A 15,565-nucleotide genomic window follows, 5' to 3' on the forward strand; every position below is an offset into this window, starting at 1 on the left:
TCAGAGGAAGGCGGCGACGTTGTTCGTCAGGATTATCTGCAGGGCGTAGACCGCGATCAGGACGATCAGCGGTGCCAGGTCCAGTCCCATCGGCGGCAGGATGCGTCTGATCGGAGCGTAAAGCGGTTCCAGCAGGCGGTTCAGCCCGTACCAGATCTGCGCGACCAGCGGCTGACGGATGTTCAGGACCTGGAAGTTGATCAACCAGCTCATGATGACATGGGCCAGGATGATGAACTGTGCCACGTTCAGGATCAGCATGAGGATCTGGTAAAGCGAGGTCATCGGGCACTCCGTCAGGATTTGGGCAGAGGTAGCGACCGGGCGTCGAAAGGGCAATGGCTTCCGCAGCGTTCCGCTTGACCTTCCACGCCGGGCGCGCCACTGCGGCGGAAACCGGAGATCCCCGATGTACCCTTTCCTGCGCATGTTCAAGGAGATGGCCCGCGCCCGGCAGATGCCGCCCTTGGGGCTGTTCGACACTCATGTCAGCCATCACATCTGCTGGCCCTGGGATCTGGACCCCTGGGTCGAGTTGAACAACGGCCGCACGCTGACGCTGTATGACTTGGGCCGGTTGCCGCTGGGGTCGCGGACCGGCATCCACAAGCATCTGATCGCACGGGGCTGGGGGATGACAGTGGCCGGGTCCAGCGTCCGCTACCGGCGGCGGGTGACGATGTTTTCCAGGCTGGTGACCTATAGCCGCTGCCTTGGGTGGGACGACAAGTTTCTCTACACCGAACAGTCGATGTGGAGGGGCGATGACTGCGCGTCGCAAGTTCTGATCCGGTCGGCCATCGTGTCGAAAGCGGGGATCGTTCCGCCGGTCGAACTGGCAAAAGCGGCGGGTGTATCGACGCTTAGTCCAGAGCTGCCGGATTGGGTCAATGCCTGGATCGCCGCCGAGGCGACCCGCCCCTGGCCGCCCGAGCGTCCGCCAAGGACCTGAGCCGGTGCTTGCGCTACCCCGCGTTTCCGGGTTCACTTCGCCGAAAAACAGGGGGCAGGCATGGTGGGCGACCGCAAGCGGATCTGGGGCTGGTACTTTTTTGACTGGGCCAGCCAGCCTTACAACACCCTGCTTCTGACCTTCATCTTCGGCCCGTATTTCGCGGAAATCGCCCGTGGCTACTACATGGGTGCCGGTCTGGACGAAGAGGCGGCGAAGGCTGCCGCGCAGGCTTACTGGGGTTGGGGACTGGCCATCGCCTCGGTCTCGGTCGCGATCCTGGCGCCCATCCTGGGGGCCATCGCCGATGGAACCGGGCGACGGCTGATCTGGGTCTGGACCTTCTCGGCCTTCTACGTCGTCGGCTCCTTCGGCCTGTGGTGGGTGGCCCCTGGCGGCACCGAGGGGATGCTGTTCTGGGCGGTCTGCCTGTTCGGCATCGGCTTCATCGGGATGGAGTTTGCGACGATCTTCACCAACGCGCTGATGCCGTCGCTGACCCAGGCCGACGACCTGGGGGCGATTTCGGGGACCGGGTTCGCCTTCGGCTATCTCGGCGGGCTGCTGGCGCTGGTGATCATGCTGCTTTTCTTTGCGGAAGGCGCTGACAGCGGGCTGACCCTTCTGGGAACGCCGCCTCTCTTCGGCCTTGACCCAGAGGCACGGGAGGGGACGCGGTTCGTCGGCCCCTTCACGGCGATCTGGTTCGTGATCTTCATGATCCCCTTCTTCCTTTGGGTGAGAGAGCCGCACACCGACCGCCGCCCCCTGCACCTGGGCCGCGCCTTCGGCAGCCTGAGGGACCTGATCCGGTCATTGCGCTACCGCAAAAGCCTGTCGGCTTACCTGGCCTCGGCCCTGTTCTACCGCGATGCGCTGAACGCGCTTTACGGGTTCGGCGGAGTCTACGCCTCGGGCGTGTTGGGCTGGTCAATCATTCAGATCGGCATCTTCGGGATCGTGGGCGCAGTCACCGCGATGGTCGCGGCCTTCATCGGCGGCCGGGTGGACCGCGCCATCGGGCCAAAGCCCGTGATCATGGCGTCGATCATTGTGCTGATCCTGGTGTGCCTCTTGATGGTCGGCATGACGCGCGAAGGTGTCTGGGGCATTCCGCTGGATCCGGCCTCCAGCACGCCGGACCAGATCTTCTTCGCCTGTGGGGCGCTGATCGGCGCAGCCGGTGGCTCGTTGCAGGCCGCCAGCCGGACGATGATGGCTCGCCACACCACGCCGGACCGCGCGACCGAGGCATTCGGGCTTTACGCGCTCTCCGGCAAGGTCGCGAGCTTCATGTCCCCTGCCCTGATCGCCCTTGTCACGACCATCAGCGGATCGCAGCGGATCGGCATTGCTCCCCTGGTTGTGTTGTTCCTTATCGGTCTGATCCTGCTAACCTTCGTCAAACCCAAAGGTGAGATGCCCGCATGATCCTGACCCGCGCCCTGCTGCTGTCCCTTCTTCTTGCGGCCCCGGTTCAGGCCGAGAAGCTTGCCAACAGGCTGTTCGGTGCGATGGCCGCGCCCTCGGCGCAGGATTCGATGCCGATCGGCAGCTACGCCCGGGGCTGTGCGGCAGGGATGGTGGAGTTGCCAGAGACCGGGCCGACCTGGCAGGCGATGCGGCTGTCGCGAAACCGCAACTTCGGCCAGCCGCAGATGGTGCAGTTCCTGATGGACCTGTCGGCCACCGCCCGCGACATCGGCTTTGGCCGCGGTCTCTACATCGGTGACATCAGCCAGCCGCGCGGCGGGCCGATGACCAGCGGGCACGCCAGCCACCAGATCGGCCTGGACGCCGACATCTGGATGCTGCCCCCGCGCCGCCTGGACCTGAGCGCGGCGGAGCGTGAGGAGATCAGCAGCATCCCCGTGCGGTCCGCCGACCAGCGTTCGGTGACGGAAAACTGGACCCGCACGCATCGTGAGTTGCTGAAGCAGGCGGCAAGCGATCCGCGCGTGGACCGGATCTTCGTCGCGGCGGCGGTCAAGATCGAGATGTGCCGGACCGCCAAGCGTTCGGACAAGAAATGGCTCCAGAAGATCCGCCCCGTCGCGGGCCATGAGACGCATTTCCACGTCCGCCTGAAATGCCCCAAGGGCGCGCGGCTGTGCGAAACTCAAAGCCCCACGGTGGACGCGCTGTCCAAGGGCGGCGACGGCTGTGACGAGACGTTGATGTGGTGGGTGACCGACTACCTGGACCCACCGAAGTCCGACGGCAAGAAGCCCCGCGACGAGGATGCGCCCAGGAAGAAGGGCCCGCGCGAGTTCACGATGGCCGACCTGCCGCGGCAGTGCAAAGGCGTGCTTGCCGCAGATTGACAGGGGACGGCCGCGGGTATAGTTCGCCTCCGCCCTCATGGTGGGGGCCAAGTCTCCGCGACCTTGTCAAAACGGAAAGCAACATGCGCATCCTTCTTCCTGGCGTCATCGCCATGGCGGCCATTGTCGTCGCCTCGAACATCCTGGTCCAATACCCCTTGGGCACCTTCCTGACCTGGGGGGCGCTGACCTATCCCTTCGCTTTTCTTGTGACCGATCTGGTGAACCGGCTGGAGGGTCCCGCCGCTGCCCGCCGCGTCGTATTCGCGGGTTTTGCGACCGGCATCCTGTGTTCCTTCATCGGCACCCAGATCATGGGCGAGTTCGGCCCCCTCGTCACGCTTCGCATCGCGCTGGGGTCGGGCATCGCCTTTCTCTGCGCGCAGCTTTTGGACATTTCGGTCTTCAACCGCCTGCGGCAGGGCAGCTGGTGGAAAGCGCCGCTGGTATCGACCCTGGTGTCCTCCACCCTCGACACCGCGATCTTCTTCACCGTCGCCTTTTCGGCTGCATTGACGGTGCTGGAGCCGGGCAATGACGTCTCCTGGGCGACTGCGCCGATGCCGCTTCTGGGCCTTGGCCCCGAGGCGCCGTTCTGGGTCTCGCTTGCGGTCGGGGACTGGCTTGTGAAGCTTTTGCTGGCTTTGGTGGCACTGGTGCCTTTCAGAATGGCAATTGCCAAGCTCACCGCAAGGGTAGCGTAATTTGTTTTGACAAACACAAAATCTGTGTCACCTTTTCCTTATCGGCAACCATTTTGAAAGGAGGTGATCCAGTGTCTAGAGTGATATTGGAGAGAGGTGTCGGGACAGTCGGGAGGGGTATTTTCTAAGGGCAGCCCCTTGAAAATAGACCACCGATTGGATTTGGATGCCCTAACTGGCCCATCTCCTTGGATCTCGGAAAGGGTTGCCTGACCAGGCAACCCTTTCTCTTTTGGTGCGGCCGTTCCGACGTGTCTGGACAGTCAGCGCATCTCTGTGACGACGCTCTCGCAGCCGTCAGGTTCGGGGTCGTCACCCAGATCGGAAGCCACAAGTTCGTCAGAGTAAAGGCCGGCCGCTCCCATGGCGAAAAAGCAGGCCGCATCGGCCCTTTCGTTCACCGTGTGGACATAAAGCGGAATGTCCAACTCCGGGCTTAGCGCGGCAAGCAGCCCCGATCGCGCCATGTCGACAGGCATCGCGATGGCCGCGGGCTGATGCGCCTTTGCTTCCCGGCGGATGACCTCGCCATCACTCCCGAAAGCATACAGCGTCCAGATGACCTCGGGATAGCCAAGCGCACGAAGCTGGGTGATCTCTTGCGGTTGATAGGCTTGCGGGACGAAGCGTGGCACTTGGATCCGTCCGGCGATGTGCCTGGACTGGCGTTGGCAGAAGGGACGCGGAGATATCTTCGGACAACCCGGCGGGGACGTCATGGCGTGCCGTCGCGTGGACAGCTTTGCAATCGCCAACCCTTTCACTTTTGCCCCGGCCCGAATAGCTTTGCCGCATGCTTCAAGTCACCGAAAACCTCTCCATCGCCGATTGGGAACTGTCCGAAAGCTTCATGCGGGCATCGGGTCCCGGCGGGCAAAACGTCAACAAGGTCTCGACCGCCGTCGAATTGCGGTTCGAGGCGGAGCGCTCGCCGCACCTGACGCCCGGCGTGAAGGTACGACTGAAGAAGCTGGCAGGGCGACGCTGGACCACGGAAGGTGCCATCGTCATCCAGGTCGAAGACACCCGCAGCCAGGCGCAAAACCGCGAAATCGCGCGCGAGCGGCTGGTCGAGCTGATCCGTGCGGCCCTGGTCACCCCAAAGCGCCGGATTGCGACCAAGCCCACGCTGGGGAGCCAACGCCGCCGCATTGCGGCCAAGACCCAGCGTGGCGAGGTAAAGTCGCTGCGCGGCAAAGTGGGGGATGAAGAGTGACCCCCGCCGAAGAGGCCGCCCGTCACTGGGACGGCCGCATGATCCGACTGATCCGCGACCGCGAGAACCACGTCTTCGAGATGCAGACGCCGCAAGGTCGGGCAGCGCTTCGCCTGCACCGCGCAGGTTACCAGTCGCCCGCCGCGATCAGGTCCGAGCTTTGGTGGTGCGCCGCCCTTGCTCAGGCCGGGTTGCCGGTTCCCGCGGCGCTTCCTGCGCGCGACGGATCGCTTCTGGTGGCGTTGTCCGATGGTCGCCACGCCTCGGCCATCGCCTGGATGGAGGGCGAGGCCCTGGGTGAGGCAGCTCAGCCCAACACCCGCCCGCTTCCGCTGGTGCTGGACCTTTACCACGCGCTTGGCAGGCTTCTCGCGCAGGTCCATCAGGCGACCGACCGGCTGACCTTGCCACCGGATTTTACCCGCCCGCGGTGGGACTGGGACGGGCTGGTGGGGGACGACCCGCTGTGGGGTCGGTTCTGGGACCATCCCGCAGCCACCTCCGATCAGCGCGCGACCCTGATCCGTGCCCGCGACGCCCTGCGGGAACGGCTGGCAGGCGACATTGGACTGATCCACGCCGATGTCCTGCGCGAGAACGTGTTGGTGAACGGCCGTTCGGTTTCACTGATCGACTTCGACGATTCCGGGTTCGGCTACCGCCTGCACGACCTGGGGACCGCCCTGGTGCAGACCGTGCAGCACCCCGAACATGTCCAGCTGCGCGATGCGCTGATGGCCGGCTACGGCACGACGGACATCGAGATGGTCGAGGCGTTTACCTTGGCCCGCACGTTGGCTTCCGTCGGCTGGACCATGCCCCGCCTTGCACCGGACGACCCGATCAACCGCAGCCATCTGGCGCGCGCGATCTTCTGCGCAAAGCGCGTGCTGGGCGGCGCGTAACGGGAACGTAACAGATAGACAACGTTTTTGTGACCGGATAGTCGGGGCGCTGAACGCAGGTCGGGACGCGCGTGGTCCTGGCGCTCTAGGGGACACCATGTTCAAGCTCATCAAAGCCATCATGCCGCGGTCGGAAAACTTCTTCGACCTGTTCGAAGCCCAGGCGAAGAAGGCGCAAGAGGCCGCTCACACGCTGCGTGCAATCCTGGACGGCGGGCCGGACACGGCGGACAAATGCGCCCGGTTGTCGACGCAAGAGGAAGAGGCCGACCAGATCAGCTACGAGGTGATGCAGTCGATCCGCCGCAGCTTCATCACGCCCTTCGACCGCTCCGACATCAAGGCGCTCTCCTCGGCGCTGGACGATGCCATCGACCAGATGAACAAGACCGGCAAGACGGTGATGCTGTACGACGTGGCCACCTTCCACCCGAACATGCGGGCGATGGGCGACCGGATCATCCTCTTGGCGGATATTCTGGTCAACGCCCTGCCCCTGATGCGCAACATCGGCACCCACTCGGGCCAGTTGCACCAGATGGTCGGTGAAATCAGCCGGATCGAAGAGCAATCGGACCAGATGTACGACAGCGGCCTGAAGGATTTGTTCAAGACCACGCCGAAGGACCAGGCCCTGGACTTCATCATCGGCGCCGAGCTTTACGACCGGCTGGAGAAGGTCTGCGACATGTTCGAAGACGTCGCTCACGTGATGAGCGATATCGTTATCGAGCACGTGTAGGCCCATCATGGACGTCGGTTCCGTCACCTTCCTTCTGGTCTTCCTGATCGCCGTAGCCCTGTTCTTCGACCTGTTGAACGGGATGCACGATGCCGCGAACTCCATCGCCACCATCGTCTCGACGCGGGTGCTGTCGCCCTTCCTGGCGGTCCTGTGGGCAGCTTTCTGGAACTTCTCGGCCTATTTCATCGGGCATTACTTTGGCTTCGAAGCCAAGGTCGCCTCGACCATCGGCAAGGGGTTGATCGACCCTGACATGGTGACGAACGCGGTCATCTTCGGGGCGCTGATGGGGGCCATCGTCTGGAACATCCTGACCTGGCGGCTGGGCATCCCATCGTCCTCCTCCCACGCGCTGGTGGGCGGGATCATCGGGGCCGGCGTCGCGAAGGCGGGCGTAGCCTCGATCGTCTGGGGCGGATTGTCCAAGACGCTGTTCGCCATCGTCCTGTCGCCGGTGACTGGGTTTCTATTGGGCATTCTCCTGATCGTGCTGATCAGCTGGCTCTTCGTCCGCGCCAATCCCGCCCGCACCGATGGCTTCTTCCGCAAGATGCAGCTTCTGACCTCGGCGCTCTATTCCATCGGCCACGGGTCCAACGACGCGCAGAAGACCGCCGGGATCATCGCGGTCCTTCTGTACGCGAATGGCGTCTATGACGAATTCACCGTCCCGGCCTGGGTCGTCCTGTCCTGCTTCACCGTGATGGGCATCGGCACCATGCTGGGCGGCTGGCGGATCGTTCACACGATGGGCTCGAAGATCACCCGCCTGACCCCGATGCAGGGCGCGGCGGCCGAGACGGCAGGGGCGATCACCCTCTTCGGTGCGACCTACCTTGGTATCCCGGTGTCGACCACCCACACGATCACCTCGTCCATCGTCGGTGTCGGCTCGGCCCGCCGGGTCCATGCCGTCCGCTGGGGGATCGCGGGGCGGATTGTCTGGGCCTGGGTCATCACCATCCCCGCCGCCGCGATCATGGGCGCGGTCTTCTTCTGGATCGGCGCGCAGTTCATGTAGCGGCGGAGGTCAGACCAGGACCTCCTGCACCTTCTGCTCACCGACCCCGAAAACCCGCTTGTAGCGTTCGATCTCATCCTTCGGCCCCATTGCCTTGGCCGGATTGTCCGACAGCTTGACCGTGGGCCGCCCGTTGGCCGACTGCGCCTTGCAGACCAGGCTGAACGGCGCCAGTGCATCGCCTTCCACCAAGCCGCGGAAGTCGTTCGTCAGCATGGTGCCCCAGCCGAAGGACACCTTCACCCGGCCGGTGAACCGGGCGTAAAGTGCCTCGATCGTGTCGACATCCAGCCCGTCCGAGAAGATCACCAGCTTTTTCGTCGGGTCTTCGCCCCGGTCCTGCCACCATCGGATGGCCGTCTCGGCCCCCGTGGCGGGATCGCCCGAATCGATGCGGATGCCGGTCCAGCCCGCCAGCCAGTCGGGCGCGTTTTTCAGGAAACCCTCGGTGCCATAGGTATCCGGCAGGATGATGCGCAGGTTGCCCTCGTGCTCTTCCTGCCAGTCCGCGAGAACCCGGTAGGGTGCCTGGCGGAGTTCCTCGTCCGTGTCCGCCAAGGCACTGTAGACCATCGGCAATTCATGGGCGTTGGTCCCGATTGCTTCCACATCGCGGTTCTTGGCGATCAGGCAGTTCGAGGTGCCGATGAACTTGTTCCCCAGTCCTTCCTGCATCGCCTGGACGCACCAGTCCTGCCACAGGAACCCATGCCGCCGGCGGGTGCCGAAATCGGCGATCTTCAGCCCCTCGATGCCCCGCAGGCGTTCGATCTTCTCCCACAGCCGGGTCATGCCGCGGGCGTAAAGCACCTGCAATTCGAACCGACCCATGTCGTGCAGCACGGCGCGGCTGCGCAGTTCCATGAGGACGGCCAGGGCCGGGATCTCCCACAGCATGACCTCGGGCCAGCGGCCTTCGAAGGTCAGCTCGAACTGGCCGTCGCGCTTTTCAAGGTGGTAGGCCGGCAGGCGCATGCCCTCGAACCACTCCATGAAGTCGGACCGAAACATCTGCCGCTTGCCGTAAAAGGTGTTCCCGCGCAGCCAGGTGCTTTCGCCCCGGGTCAACGACAGGGACCGCACATGGTCCAGTTGTTCGCGCAGCTCGCCCTCGTCAATCAGGTCGGCCAGTCGCACCTTGGACGAGCGGTTTATCAGCGAGAACTCCACCGTCGTATCCGGCTTGTTCCGGAAAATCGACTGGCACATCAGAAGCTTGTAGAAGTCGGTGTCGATAAGCGACCGCACGATGGGGTCGATCTTCCACTTGTGGTTCCAGACCCGGGTCGCGATATCCACCATCTACTCCTCCAGCGCGACGCCCGCCGCGCGCATCTTGTCCCGCGCCTCGGCAAGGCTTCCGTTCAGGTCGATGGCCCGGCAGGCCCCTTCCAGAACAGTCGCCCTGAACCCCAGCCGCGCCGCATCCAGGGCCGAATAGGCGACGCAATAGTCGGTGGCGAGACCCACCAGCGTCACCGCCGTTACCCCCCGGCTGCGCAGATAGCCCTCCAGTCCGGTGGGCGTCGAATGGTCGTTCTCGAAGAAGGCCGAATAGCTGTCGATCTCGGGCCGAAAGCCCTTGCGGATGACCAGCTGCGCGGGATCGGTGCGCAGGTCGGAATGGAACTCCGCGCCCTGCGTTCCCTGCACGCAATGGGTGGGCCACAGCACCTGCGGGCCGTAAGGCATCTGCGTCAGGGTGAACGGCGCCGCGCCCGCGTGGTTGGCGGCAAAGGACATGTGGTCCGCGGGATGCCAGTCCTGCGTCAGGACCACGGTGGCGAAATCGCCCATCAACCCGTTGATCCGGCTGATGATATGATCCCCCTCCGCGACCGCCAAAGCCCCGCCGGGGCAGAAGTCGTTCTGCACGTCGATCACGATCAGGGCTTCGGTTGCGGGCTTCATTGCGGCCTCCTGGTGGTGTCCATCCTTGCGTAAGTGCGGGGGCCGGGGGCGTCAAGCGAAGCGCTTGAAATTCGAGAGGCTTCGGCGCAAAGGAAGGCGATGCTGACCATCGCCGCGCTCTATCATTTCACCCGCTTCCCCGACCCCGCCGCGTTGAAGCCGGGGCTGCTGGAGGTCTGCGCGGCGCATGGCGTCAAGGGCTCGCTTCTTCTGGCGCCCGAGGGGATCAACGGCACCATTGCCGGTCCCCCTGACGGCATCCGGTCCGTGCTGGCGGCGATCCGGGCACTGCCGGGCTGCGATGGGTTGGAATGGAAGGAAAGTTTCGCGCAATCAATGCCTTTTGGGCGCATGAAGGTGCGGCTGAAGCGCGAGATCGTGACGATGGGGCAACCCGACGTGGACCCCTTGGCGCGGGTGGGGAACTATGTCGCCCCGTCGGAGTGGAACGCCCTGATCTCTGATCCCGAAACCGTGGTGATCGACACCCGCAACGATTACGAGGTCGCCATCGGGACCTTTCAGGGTGCTGTTGATCCCGGCACCAAGGCCTTCGGCGAGTTTCCGGAGTGGTGGCAGGACAACCGCGAAAGGTTTGCCGGCAAGCGGATTGCGATGTTCTGCACCGGCGGCATCCGCTGCGAGAAGTCGACGAATTACCTTTTGGGACAAGGTGTTAACCAGGTATTCCACCTGAAGGGTGGCATCCTGAAGTATCTGGAGGAAGTGCCGCAGGAGGCGAGCCTCTGGCAAGGACAGTGCTTCGTCTTCGACGACCGGGTGTCCGTCGGTCATAAGCTTGTGCCGGGCGGCCTGAAGGTCTGCGGGGCGTGCCGACGGCCGGTGACCGCGGCGGATCAGGCGGACCCGGTCTATGAAGACGGCGTATGCTGCCCGGCCTGCGTGGACGCGTATTCCCCCGATGACCGGAACCGCTTCCGCGAGCGCCACCGCCAGATGATGCTGGCTGCCAAGCGAGGCACACAACATCTGGGGTTCGAGCCAGAGTAGGGTGGGCGAACTCCCCTTCAGGCGGCCTTGTCGGCGAGCATGTCCTGAACCATCGGCATGACCTTGTCGCCGTAAAGCCGGATGCACTCCATCAGGTTGCCATGCGCCACTGGCCCGGTGGAGTACTTCATGTCGAAGCGTTGTATTCCCAGCGTCTTGACCGTCCTTGCGATCTTGCGCGCCACCGTCTCGGGGCTACCAACATAAAGCGCACCGTGGTGAACTTCGTTAAGATAGCGGTCCTTCGTCACCGGCGGCCATCCGCGTTCGCGACCGATACGCCCGAACATGTCGGCGTAGTGCGGCCAGAGGATTTCCTGTGCCCTCTCATCTGTTTCAGCAACGAAGCCGGGGGAATGGACACCGACCGGCCGCACCGGTTTGCCCATCTGGGCGCAGGCGCGGTGGTAGAGGTCGATGTAGGGCGCAAAGCGGCCCGCGTCGCCGCCGATGATCGCAAGCATCAGTTGCAGATCCTGCCGAACCACGCGAACCACGCTTTCCGGGCTGCCGCCGACGCCAACCCAGACCGTCATCGGCTGGCCCAGTTGCGGGAAAACCGGCTGGTTTTTCAATGCACTGCGGGTCTGACCGGACCATGTGACGCGAGGCTCGCGAAGAAGTTTGGCGAAAAGCTCCAGCCGCTCCTCGAAAAGCTGGTCATAGTCCTGCAACTCGTGCCCGAAGAGCGGGTAGCTTTCGGTGAAGGACCCGCGGCCAAGGATCGGCTCGGCCCGGCCGTTCGACAGCGCGTTCAGCGTGGAAAAGCGTTGGAAGACCCGGACCGGATCGTCGGTAGAAAGCACCGTGACGGCGGTGCCAAGCTTGATGCGGCGGGTCCGTCCCGCGATGGCGGCCAGCACGATTTCCGGCGCAGAGATCGCGAAGTCGGGGCGGTGGTGTTCACCAAGACCGATGAAATCAATGCCGATTTCGTCGGCCAGTGTGGCCTGCTCCAGCACCTCGCGCAGGACGCGGTCCATCGATTGCGGCTGGCCGTCGGGTCCGACCGTCACGTCGCCGAAAGTGTCGAGGCCGAGGGATACCTGAGTCATGCGAAAGCTCCTTTGCGGCCAAGGTAGGGATTGACCGGCGACAAATGAATGCGGTTTTGGAGAGACGCAGCGTTCAGATGTGCACGGGACCGCCAAGTGTCTGAGGTCGCTTGCTTAATCGGCCTGAGGTGAGGCAATTCCGGCGTCTGCAAACCGTCTGCAATCCGTATGCCTTCCATGCATACGCGCGTGTGCGCCGCATCCGATTAACCATGGCGGCGAATCAGAGCACGGGGCAGGTTGGCGTCGAAGGAGACTGCCATGACCTCACCCGAAAGCCTTGCCATCCAGATGGGCCTGGACATCCCCGACTTCGACCGGGACGGCTATTACGGTGGCGACTACGGCACGATGAAGCCCTATCATCGGGTCGGAAGCCTGCTGTTTCTGTCCGGCCATGTCGCGCAGATCGGGGAAGAGATCACGCACAAGGGTCGGCTGGGCCAGAATGTGACCGTCGACGAAGGCTACCAGGCTGCGCGGCGGACGGGGCTGAACGTGCTGGGCGGCATCCGGCAGGCGGTCGGATCGCTGGACCGGGTGAAAGGGATCGTCCGCAGCCTGAACTTTGTCGTCTGCACCCCGGAGTTCGAGGAGGTCCACAAGGTCTCCAGCGGGCTGTCGGACCTGTTCGTCGAGGTGTTCGGGCGCGAGCGGGGCCTGGGCGGGCGGGCGACGATCGGGGTCATGGCCTTGGCGAACGGGGTCTGCTTCGAGACCTGGGTGACGGTCGAGGTGGAGTAGGCGCGGCATCGCTGCGACTTCTTCTTCTCGTCGTGGGCAGGGGCCTGCAGCACATGACGCCGTCGCCTTCGGTCATCAGGGGCAAGTGGAGGGTACCTCGCCTTGGCGGCGCGCGGCTTTGCGGACCAGCGCCAGGATCCCGACCACAGTGCCCTTCCCGCGGGCGGCCCGTTCCGCCCTGAGGGTAGCCAGATGTTCGGCCCGGTGGTGGGCGTGTGGGTCCTTCGGGCGGCCGTCGCGGTGATGGGCGGCAGTGGCGCGCAGGAGGTCTAGGTTGACGCCGTGCATGGCTTTCGTCCCGAAATGGTTTGTACCTTGGGAATGCCAGAAATTCTGCAATACTCCGACTCAGGAATTTCAAAGAAACGAAAGCTGAGCTTACATCATGCGCTGGCGCGACCTGCCCTCTCTGTCTGCCCTGCGGGCCTTTGATGCCACGGCGCGCAGCGGTAGCTTCGCTGAGGCCGGGCGATTGCTGAATGTCACTCATGCGGCAGTTACCCAGGCAGTCAGGGGCCTGGAGGTGGAACTGGGCGTGGCTCTGGTACGGCGGGCGGGACGAACAGTTGCCCTGACCGGGGCGGGCGAGCAGTTGGCCCGAGCGCTGGACGACGGATTCGGCACGGTGGCGGCCGGGATCGCCAGCTTGCGCGAGACCGAGTCGCGACGGGTGGTGCGGGTCACCACGACGACCTTTATCGCCGAAACCCATGTCATGCCGCGGCTGCCGGAGTTCTGGGCCAAGCATCCCGGGATCGAGGTGGCGATGTCTCCAAGCCCGGCAAAGATCGATCTGGCGCGCGACGGGTTCGACATGGCGATCAGGGCGCTATCCGATGGCTGGGTAGAAGGGCCCGAGGAGGAGATCCGCCCGCTCTGCCGGTCGCAGGTGATCGCGGTCTGCGCACCTTCTCTGGCGGCTCAGGGTCTGCACCCGCAGGATATGCCCTGGGTGATTGGTGCGGACAAACACTGGGAACTGGCGGAGGTGGGAGGCACAGGCCTGGACGTTACCCGGCTGAAGCGGGTGGAAGTCGGAAGCCCGCATCTGGAGATGTCGGCCTGCCGGCAGGGGTTGGGAGCGGGGACGGCGACCGACATCATATGCCGGGCCGATCTGGAGGCCGGGCGGTTGATCAAACTACCGCTGACCGGGCTGCCGGTGGTCACCTATGCCGTCGTGCTGCCCCGGGGGCCACGGCGGGCAGCGGTGGAGGCCTTTGCGGACTGGCTGAAAACGATCTTCTGATCTGGCCCTAGGTTACGCCTTATCGCGCACCACGAGGTGGTTGCCGTCGCCCTTCTGCACATCGAAGCGCCCGGTGCGCTTCAGGAGATCGGACAGTCGCGCGCTGCCGTAGCTGCGGCTGTCGAAATCCGGGTAAAGCTGGGTCAGCACCTGACCAAGCTGGCCGAGGGAATAGCTGTCCTCTTCGATGCCGATCTTCTTCATCGCGGCAAGGACCAGAGGGATCGCCTTGGAGGGGGGCTGCTTTTCGGACGCAGGTTCGACCGGTCTGGCCGTTTCCTTCGCAGTCCGCGCCGGATCGGCCGGACGGGAAGTCTCGGGCGATGCGGCGATGTTTTCCAGGAAGATGAAGCGGTTGCAGACCTTGCGCAGCGATTCGGGGGTTTTTTCCTCGCCCACGCCGATCACCTGCAGCCCGTCCTCGCGGATGCGGCTGGCAAGGCGGGTGAAGTCGCTGTCCGAGGAGACGAGGACGAAGCCATCGACCTTGCCCAGGTGCAGGATGTCCATCGCGTCGATGACAAGGCCGATGTCGCTGGCGTTCTTGCCCTTGGTGTTGGCGGACTGCTGGTGCATCACCAGGCCCAGGCTGCGGGCCTTTTCCTTCCACTGGGTCAGCGCCTGCGAAGACCAGTCGCCATAGACCCGCCGGACCGAGGGCTCGCCGTAGGTGGCAACTTCGTCCAGCACCGCCTCGATATGCCGGGCGGGGATGTTGTCGGCGTCGATCAGGACGGCAAGGCGGGGGGCGCGGGGGTCTGCAGGCATGGTGGCTCCTTTACCCGGACAGTCGCAGGTCACGGAGCAAGTGTCGAGAGATCAGCCCCCCGGCACCTCGGCGCAGGTCGGGCCGGACAGCAGGGCCTGCAGGCGGTCGATCCGGGTCGGGTCGGTGTCGGTGATGACGAAGACCGCCTCGTTGATCGGGGCCTGGATGATCGGCTCCAGCACGGTTTCCGCGCAGATCCTGAGATCTCCGGTATCGCCGACATGCGCCGTGGTCAGGACCCGCATCGAAGCGTCGAAGCCGGGAGACAGACGGATGTAGAGCGCCGAGCCGCGGTCTTCGTCGATGCGGCGGGTGGACAGGATGTCGGCGGACTGGGCGTCCAGCCGGTCGGCCCCGAAGACCAAAGACAGGCGCGGAGGCTCGGCCCAGGCGGGGGTGGCGAGAAGCGCAAAGACTGGTGCAAGGCGCATGGGGTCCCTTTCCGGCTTCTGCATAGGATAGCGGTGGCGGGACATCCGGCAAGTCAGGCGATCAGCGGCAGGGCCTTGGCGGTCAGGGCGCGAAGTGCGGACTCCGGTGGCAGCGACAGGAGAAGACCGCGCTGACCGGCGTTGATCCAGACGCGCGGCGCTGTGCAGGCGGTGGCTTCGACTGCCGTCGGGACCGCGCGCTTCTGCCCGAAGGGAGAGATGCCGCCGACGTGGTAGCCGGTCAGTTTCTCGGCCTTTGGGACGGGCATCATGGCGGCGGATTTTCCCCCGAAGGCGGCGGCGACGCGCTTCATCGACAGTTGCCGGTCCGAGGGGATGACGCAGCAGGCCGGCCTGCCGTCAACCTCGACCATCAGGGTTTTCAGCATCACCGAGGGGTCGATCCCCAGCGCCTGCGCGGCTTGCAGCCCCGTCGCCTCGGCCTTGGGGTCGTAAGCGTAGGGGTGGAGCGTGACCTCGATCCCAAGGGTGGCCAAGGCGCGAAGGGCGGGCGTCGAGGTCATGGGG

At 64.5% G+C, this 15,565-nt stretch carries 20 protein-coding genes; 11 read left to right on the forward strand and 9 right to left on the reverse strand.

Annotated features, from left to right (window positions below; translation table 11 throughout):
• Positions 1-285 (reverse strand): YggT family protein, encoded by a 285-nt coding sequence (locus Q0C42_RS01010; protein WP_295070709.1) that lies wholly within the window; start codon positions 283-285, stop codon positions 1-3.
• 124 nt (positions 286-409) lie between these two features.
• On the opposite strand from Q0C42_RS01010, the gene Q0C42_RS01015 reads away from it, so the two are divergent.
• The 4 genes from Q0C42_RS01015 (at position 410) to Q0C42_RS01030 (ending at position 3,980) form a co-directional block, all read left to right on the forward strand.
• Positions 410-952 carry an acyl-CoA thioesterase gene (locus Q0C42_RS01015; RefSeq protein ID WP_295070712.1) on the forward strand — a complete coding sequence of 181 codons (543 nt, stop codon included), beginning with the start codon at positions 410-412 and terminating at the stop codon, positions 950-952.
• 60 nt (positions 953-1,012) lie between these two features.
• Positions 1,013-2,383 (forward strand): MFS transporter, encoded by a 1,371-nt coding sequence (locus tag Q0C42_RS01020; RefSeq protein WP_295070715.1) that lies wholly within the window; start codon positions 1,013-1,015, stop codon positions 2,381-2,383.
• Entirely contained in the window at positions 2,380-3,276 is an 897-nt protein-coding gene (gene mepA / locus Q0C42_RS01025) for a penicillin-insensitive murein endopeptidase (RefSeq protein ID WP_295070719.1), read from the forward strand. Before Q0C42_RS01020 ends, mepA begins: the two co-directional genes overlap by 4 nt.
• An 83-nt stretch (positions 3,277-3,359) precedes the next feature.
• The gene (locus tag Q0C42_RS01030) at positions 3,360-3,980 is read left to right on the forward strand and encodes a queuosine precursor transporter (RefSeq protein ID WP_295070721.1); all 621 of its coding nucleotides are present in this window, start codon (positions 3,360-3,362) and stop codon (positions 3,978-3,980) included.
• Positions 3,981-4,243: 263 nt separating this feature from the next.
• Here Q0C42_RS01030 and Q0C42_RS01035 read toward each other — a convergent pair whose 3' ends face one another.
• Complete coding sequence (locus Q0C42_RS01035) at positions 4,244-4,615, reverse strand: hypothetical protein (protein WP_295070724.1); 372 nt, start codon at positions 4,613-4,615, stop codon at positions 4,244-4,246.
• A 158-nt stretch (positions 4,616-4,773) separates the two neighbouring features.
• Between Q0C42_RS01035 and arfB the strand changes: the two genes are divergently transcribed.
• The 4 genes from arfB to Q0C42_RS01055 all read left to right on the forward strand — a co-directional run bounded on the left by arfB (position 4,774) and on the right by Q0C42_RS01055 (position 7,867).
• Complete coding sequence (gene arfB / locus Q0C42_RS01040; RefSeq protein WP_295070727.1) at positions 4,774-5,196, forward strand: alternative ribosome rescue aminoacyl-tRNA hydrolase ArfB; 423 nt, start codon at positions 4,774-4,776, stop codon at positions 5,194-5,196.
• Positions 5,193-6,101: a phosphotransferase gene (locus tag Q0C42_RS01045; protein ID WP_295070730.1), complete on the forward strand. Its 909-nt coding sequence runs from the start codon at positions 5,193-5,195 to the stop codon at positions 6,099-6,101. The genes arfB and Q0C42_RS01045 overlap by 4 nt, the downstream gene beginning before the upstream one ends.
• Before the next feature lie 97 nt (positions 6,102-6,198).
• Complete coding sequence (locus Q0C42_RS01050) at positions 6,199-6,843, forward strand: DUF47 domain-containing protein (protein WP_295070733.1); 645 nt, start codon at positions 6,199-6,201, stop codon at positions 6,841-6,843.
• Positions 6,844-6,850: 7 nt separating this feature from the next.
• Complete coding sequence (locus Q0C42_RS01055; RefSeq protein ID WP_295070734.1) at positions 6,851-7,867, forward strand: inorganic phosphate transporter; 1,017 nt, start codon at positions 6,851-6,853, stop codon at positions 7,865-7,867.
• Between the two features lie 9 nt (positions 7,868-7,876).
• Here Q0C42_RS01055 and pncB read toward each other — a convergent pair whose 3' ends face one another.
• Together pncB and pncA are read right to left on the reverse strand one after the other, a co-directional pair.
• Positions 7,877-9,169: a nicotinate phosphoribosyltransferase gene (gene pncB, locus Q0C42_RS01060; protein ID WP_295070736.1), complete on the reverse strand. Its 1,293-nt coding sequence runs from the start codon at positions 9,167-9,169 to the stop codon at positions 7,877-7,879.
• The gene (gene pncA / locus Q0C42_RS01065) at positions 9,170-9,778 is read right to left on the reverse strand and encodes a bifunctional nicotinamidase/pyrazinamidase (protein ID WP_295070739.1); all 609 of its coding nucleotides are present in this window, start codon (positions 9,776-9,778) and stop codon (positions 9,170-9,172) included.
• Between the two features lie 99 nt (positions 9,779-9,877).
• Here pncA and Q0C42_RS01070 point away from each other — a divergent pair, with 99 nt between their 5' ends.
• Positions 9,878-10,789, forward strand: coding sequence for a rhodanese-related sulfurtransferase (locus Q0C42_RS01070; RefSeq protein ID WP_295070741.1), 912 nt, complete (start codon positions 9,878-9,880; stop codon positions 10,787-10,789).
• 17 nt (positions 10,790-10,806) lie between these two features.
• On the opposite strand, the gene Q0C42_RS01075 is transcribed toward Q0C42_RS01070, so the two are convergent.
• Positions 10,807-11,844, reverse strand: coding sequence for an LLM class flavin-dependent oxidoreductase (locus tag Q0C42_RS01075; protein WP_295070743.1), 1,038 nt, complete (start codon positions 11,842-11,844; stop codon positions 10,807-10,809).
• Between the two features lie 261 nt (positions 11,845-12,105).
• Between Q0C42_RS01075 and Q0C42_RS01080 the strand changes: the two genes are divergently transcribed.
• Positions 12,106-12,588, forward strand: a complete 483-nt coding sequence (locus Q0C42_RS01080) for a RidA family protein (protein ID WP_295070745.1) — start codon at positions 12,106-12,108, stop codon at positions 12,586-12,588.
• A 75-nt stretch (positions 12,589-12,663) separates the two neighbouring features.
• On the opposite strand, the gene Q0C42_RS01085 is transcribed toward Q0C42_RS01080, so the two are convergent.
• On the reverse strand, positions 12,664-12,876 hold the full coding sequence (locus tag Q0C42_RS01085; RefSeq protein ID WP_295070747.1) for a hypothetical protein: 213 nt from the start codon (positions 12,874-12,876) through the stop codon (positions 12,664-12,666).
• 97 nt (positions 12,877-12,973) lie between these two features.
• Here Q0C42_RS01085 and Q0C42_RS01090 point away from each other — a divergent pair, with 97 nt between their 5' ends.
• Complete coding sequence (locus tag Q0C42_RS01090; RefSeq protein ID WP_295070749.1) at positions 12,974-13,837, forward strand: LysR family transcriptional regulator; 864 nt, start codon at positions 12,974-12,976, stop codon at positions 13,835-13,837.
• 12 nt (positions 13,838-13,849) lie between these two features.
• Here the strand turns inward: Q0C42_RS01090 and Q0C42_RS01095 are convergent, their stop codons facing one another.
• From Q0C42_RS01095 to ybaK, 3 genes are read right to left on the reverse strand one after another with little or no spacing between them, the layout of a single operon-like run.
• Positions 13,850-14,605, reverse strand: coding sequence for an NYN domain-containing protein (locus tag Q0C42_RS01095; protein WP_295070751.1), 756 nt, complete (start codon positions 14,603-14,605; stop codon positions 13,850-13,852).
• Between the two features lie 51 nt (positions 14,606-14,656).
• Entirely contained in the window at positions 14,657-15,037 is a 381-nt protein-coding gene (locus Q0C42_RS01100) for a hypothetical protein (RefSeq protein WP_295070753.1), read from the reverse strand.
• Between the two features lie 53 nt (positions 15,038-15,090).
• The gene (gene ybaK / locus Q0C42_RS01105; protein WP_295070755.1) at positions 15,091-15,561 is read right to left on the reverse strand and encodes a Cys-tRNA(Pro) deacylase; all 471 of its coding nucleotides are present in this window, start codon (positions 15,559-15,561) and stop codon (positions 15,091-15,093) included.
• Positions 15,562-15,565: the final 4 nt, after the last annotated feature.

The organism is Tabrizicola sp., assembly GCF_022842145.1.
Classification (GTDB): Bacteria; Pseudomonadota; Alphaproteobacteria; order Rhodobacterales; family Rhodobacteraceae; genus Tabrizicola.

Excerpts from the sequence above, each read along its gene's own strand:
- Q0C42_RS01050 (WP_295070733.1), top strand. The coding sequence starts at position 6,199 with ATGTTCAAGCTCATCAAAGCCATCATGCCGCGGTCGGAAAACTTCTTC.
- Q0C42_RS01090 (WP_295070749.1), top strand. The coding sequence starts at position 12,974 with ATGCGCTGGCGCGACCTGCCCTCTCTGTCTGCCCTGCGGGCCTTTGAT.
- Q0C42_RS01075 (WP_295070743.1), bottom strand. The coding sequence starts at position 11,844 with ATGACTCAGGTATCCCTCGGCCTCGACACTTTCGGCGACGTGACGGTC.
- Q0C42_RS01020 (WP_295070715.1), top strand. The coding sequence starts at position 1,013 with ATGGTGGGCGACCGCAAGCGGATCTGGGGCTGGTACTTTTTTGACTGG.
- Q0C42_RS01100 (WP_295070753.1), bottom strand. The coding sequence starts at position 15,037 with ATGCGCCTTGCACCAGTCTTTGCGCTTCTCGCCACCCCCGCCTGGGCC.
- pncB (WP_295070736.1), bottom strand. The coding sequence starts at position 9,169 with ATGGTGGATATCGCGACCCGGGTCTGGAACCACAAGTGGAAGATCGAC.
- pncA (WP_295070739.1), bottom strand. The coding sequence starts at position 9,778 with ATGAAGCCCGCAACCGAAGCCCTGATCGTGATCGACGTGCAGAACGAC.
- Q0C42_RS01070 (WP_295070741.1), top strand. The coding sequence starts at position 9,878 with ATGCTGACCATCGCCGCGCTCTATCATTTCACCCGCTTCCCCGACCCC.
- ybaK (WP_295070755.1), bottom strand. The coding sequence starts at position 15,561 with ATGACCTCGACGCCCGCCCTTCGCGCCTTGGCCACCCTTGGGATCGAG.
- arfB (WP_295070727.1), top strand. The coding sequence starts at position 4,774 with ATGCTTCAAGTCACCGAAAACCTCTCCATCGCCGATTGGGAACTGTCC.
- Q0C42_RS01095 (WP_295070751.1), bottom strand. The coding sequence starts at position 14,605 with ATGCCTGCAGACCCCCGCGCCCCCCGCCTTGCCGTCCTGATCGACGCC.
- mepA (WP_295070719.1), top strand. The coding sequence starts at position 2,380 with ATGATCCTGACCCGCGCCCTGCTGCTGTCCCTTCTTCTTGCGGCCCCG.
- Q0C42_RS01085 (WP_295070747.1), bottom strand. The coding sequence starts at position 12,876 with ATGCACGGCGTCAACCTAGACCTCCTGCGCGCCACTGCCGCCCATCAC.
- Q0C42_RS01080 (WP_295070745.1), top strand. The coding sequence starts at position 12,106 with ATGACCTCACCCGAAAGCCTTGCCATCCAGATGGGCCTGGACATCCCC.
- Q0C42_RS01030 (WP_295070721.1), top strand. The coding sequence starts at position 3,360 with ATGCGCATCCTTCTTCCTGGCGTCATCGCCATGGCGGCCATTGTCGTC.
- Q0C42_RS01010 (WP_295070709.1), bottom strand. The coding sequence starts at position 285 with ATGACCTCGCTTTACCAGATCCTCATGCTGATCCTGAACGTGGCACAG.
- Q0C42_RS01055 (WP_295070734.1), top strand. The coding sequence starts at position 6,851 with ATGGACGTCGGTTCCGTCACCTTCCTTCTGGTCTTCCTGATCGCCGTA.
- Q0C42_RS01015 (WP_295070712.1), top strand. The coding sequence starts at position 410 with ATGTACCCTTTCCTGCGCATGTTCAAGGAGATGGCCCGCGCCCGGCAG.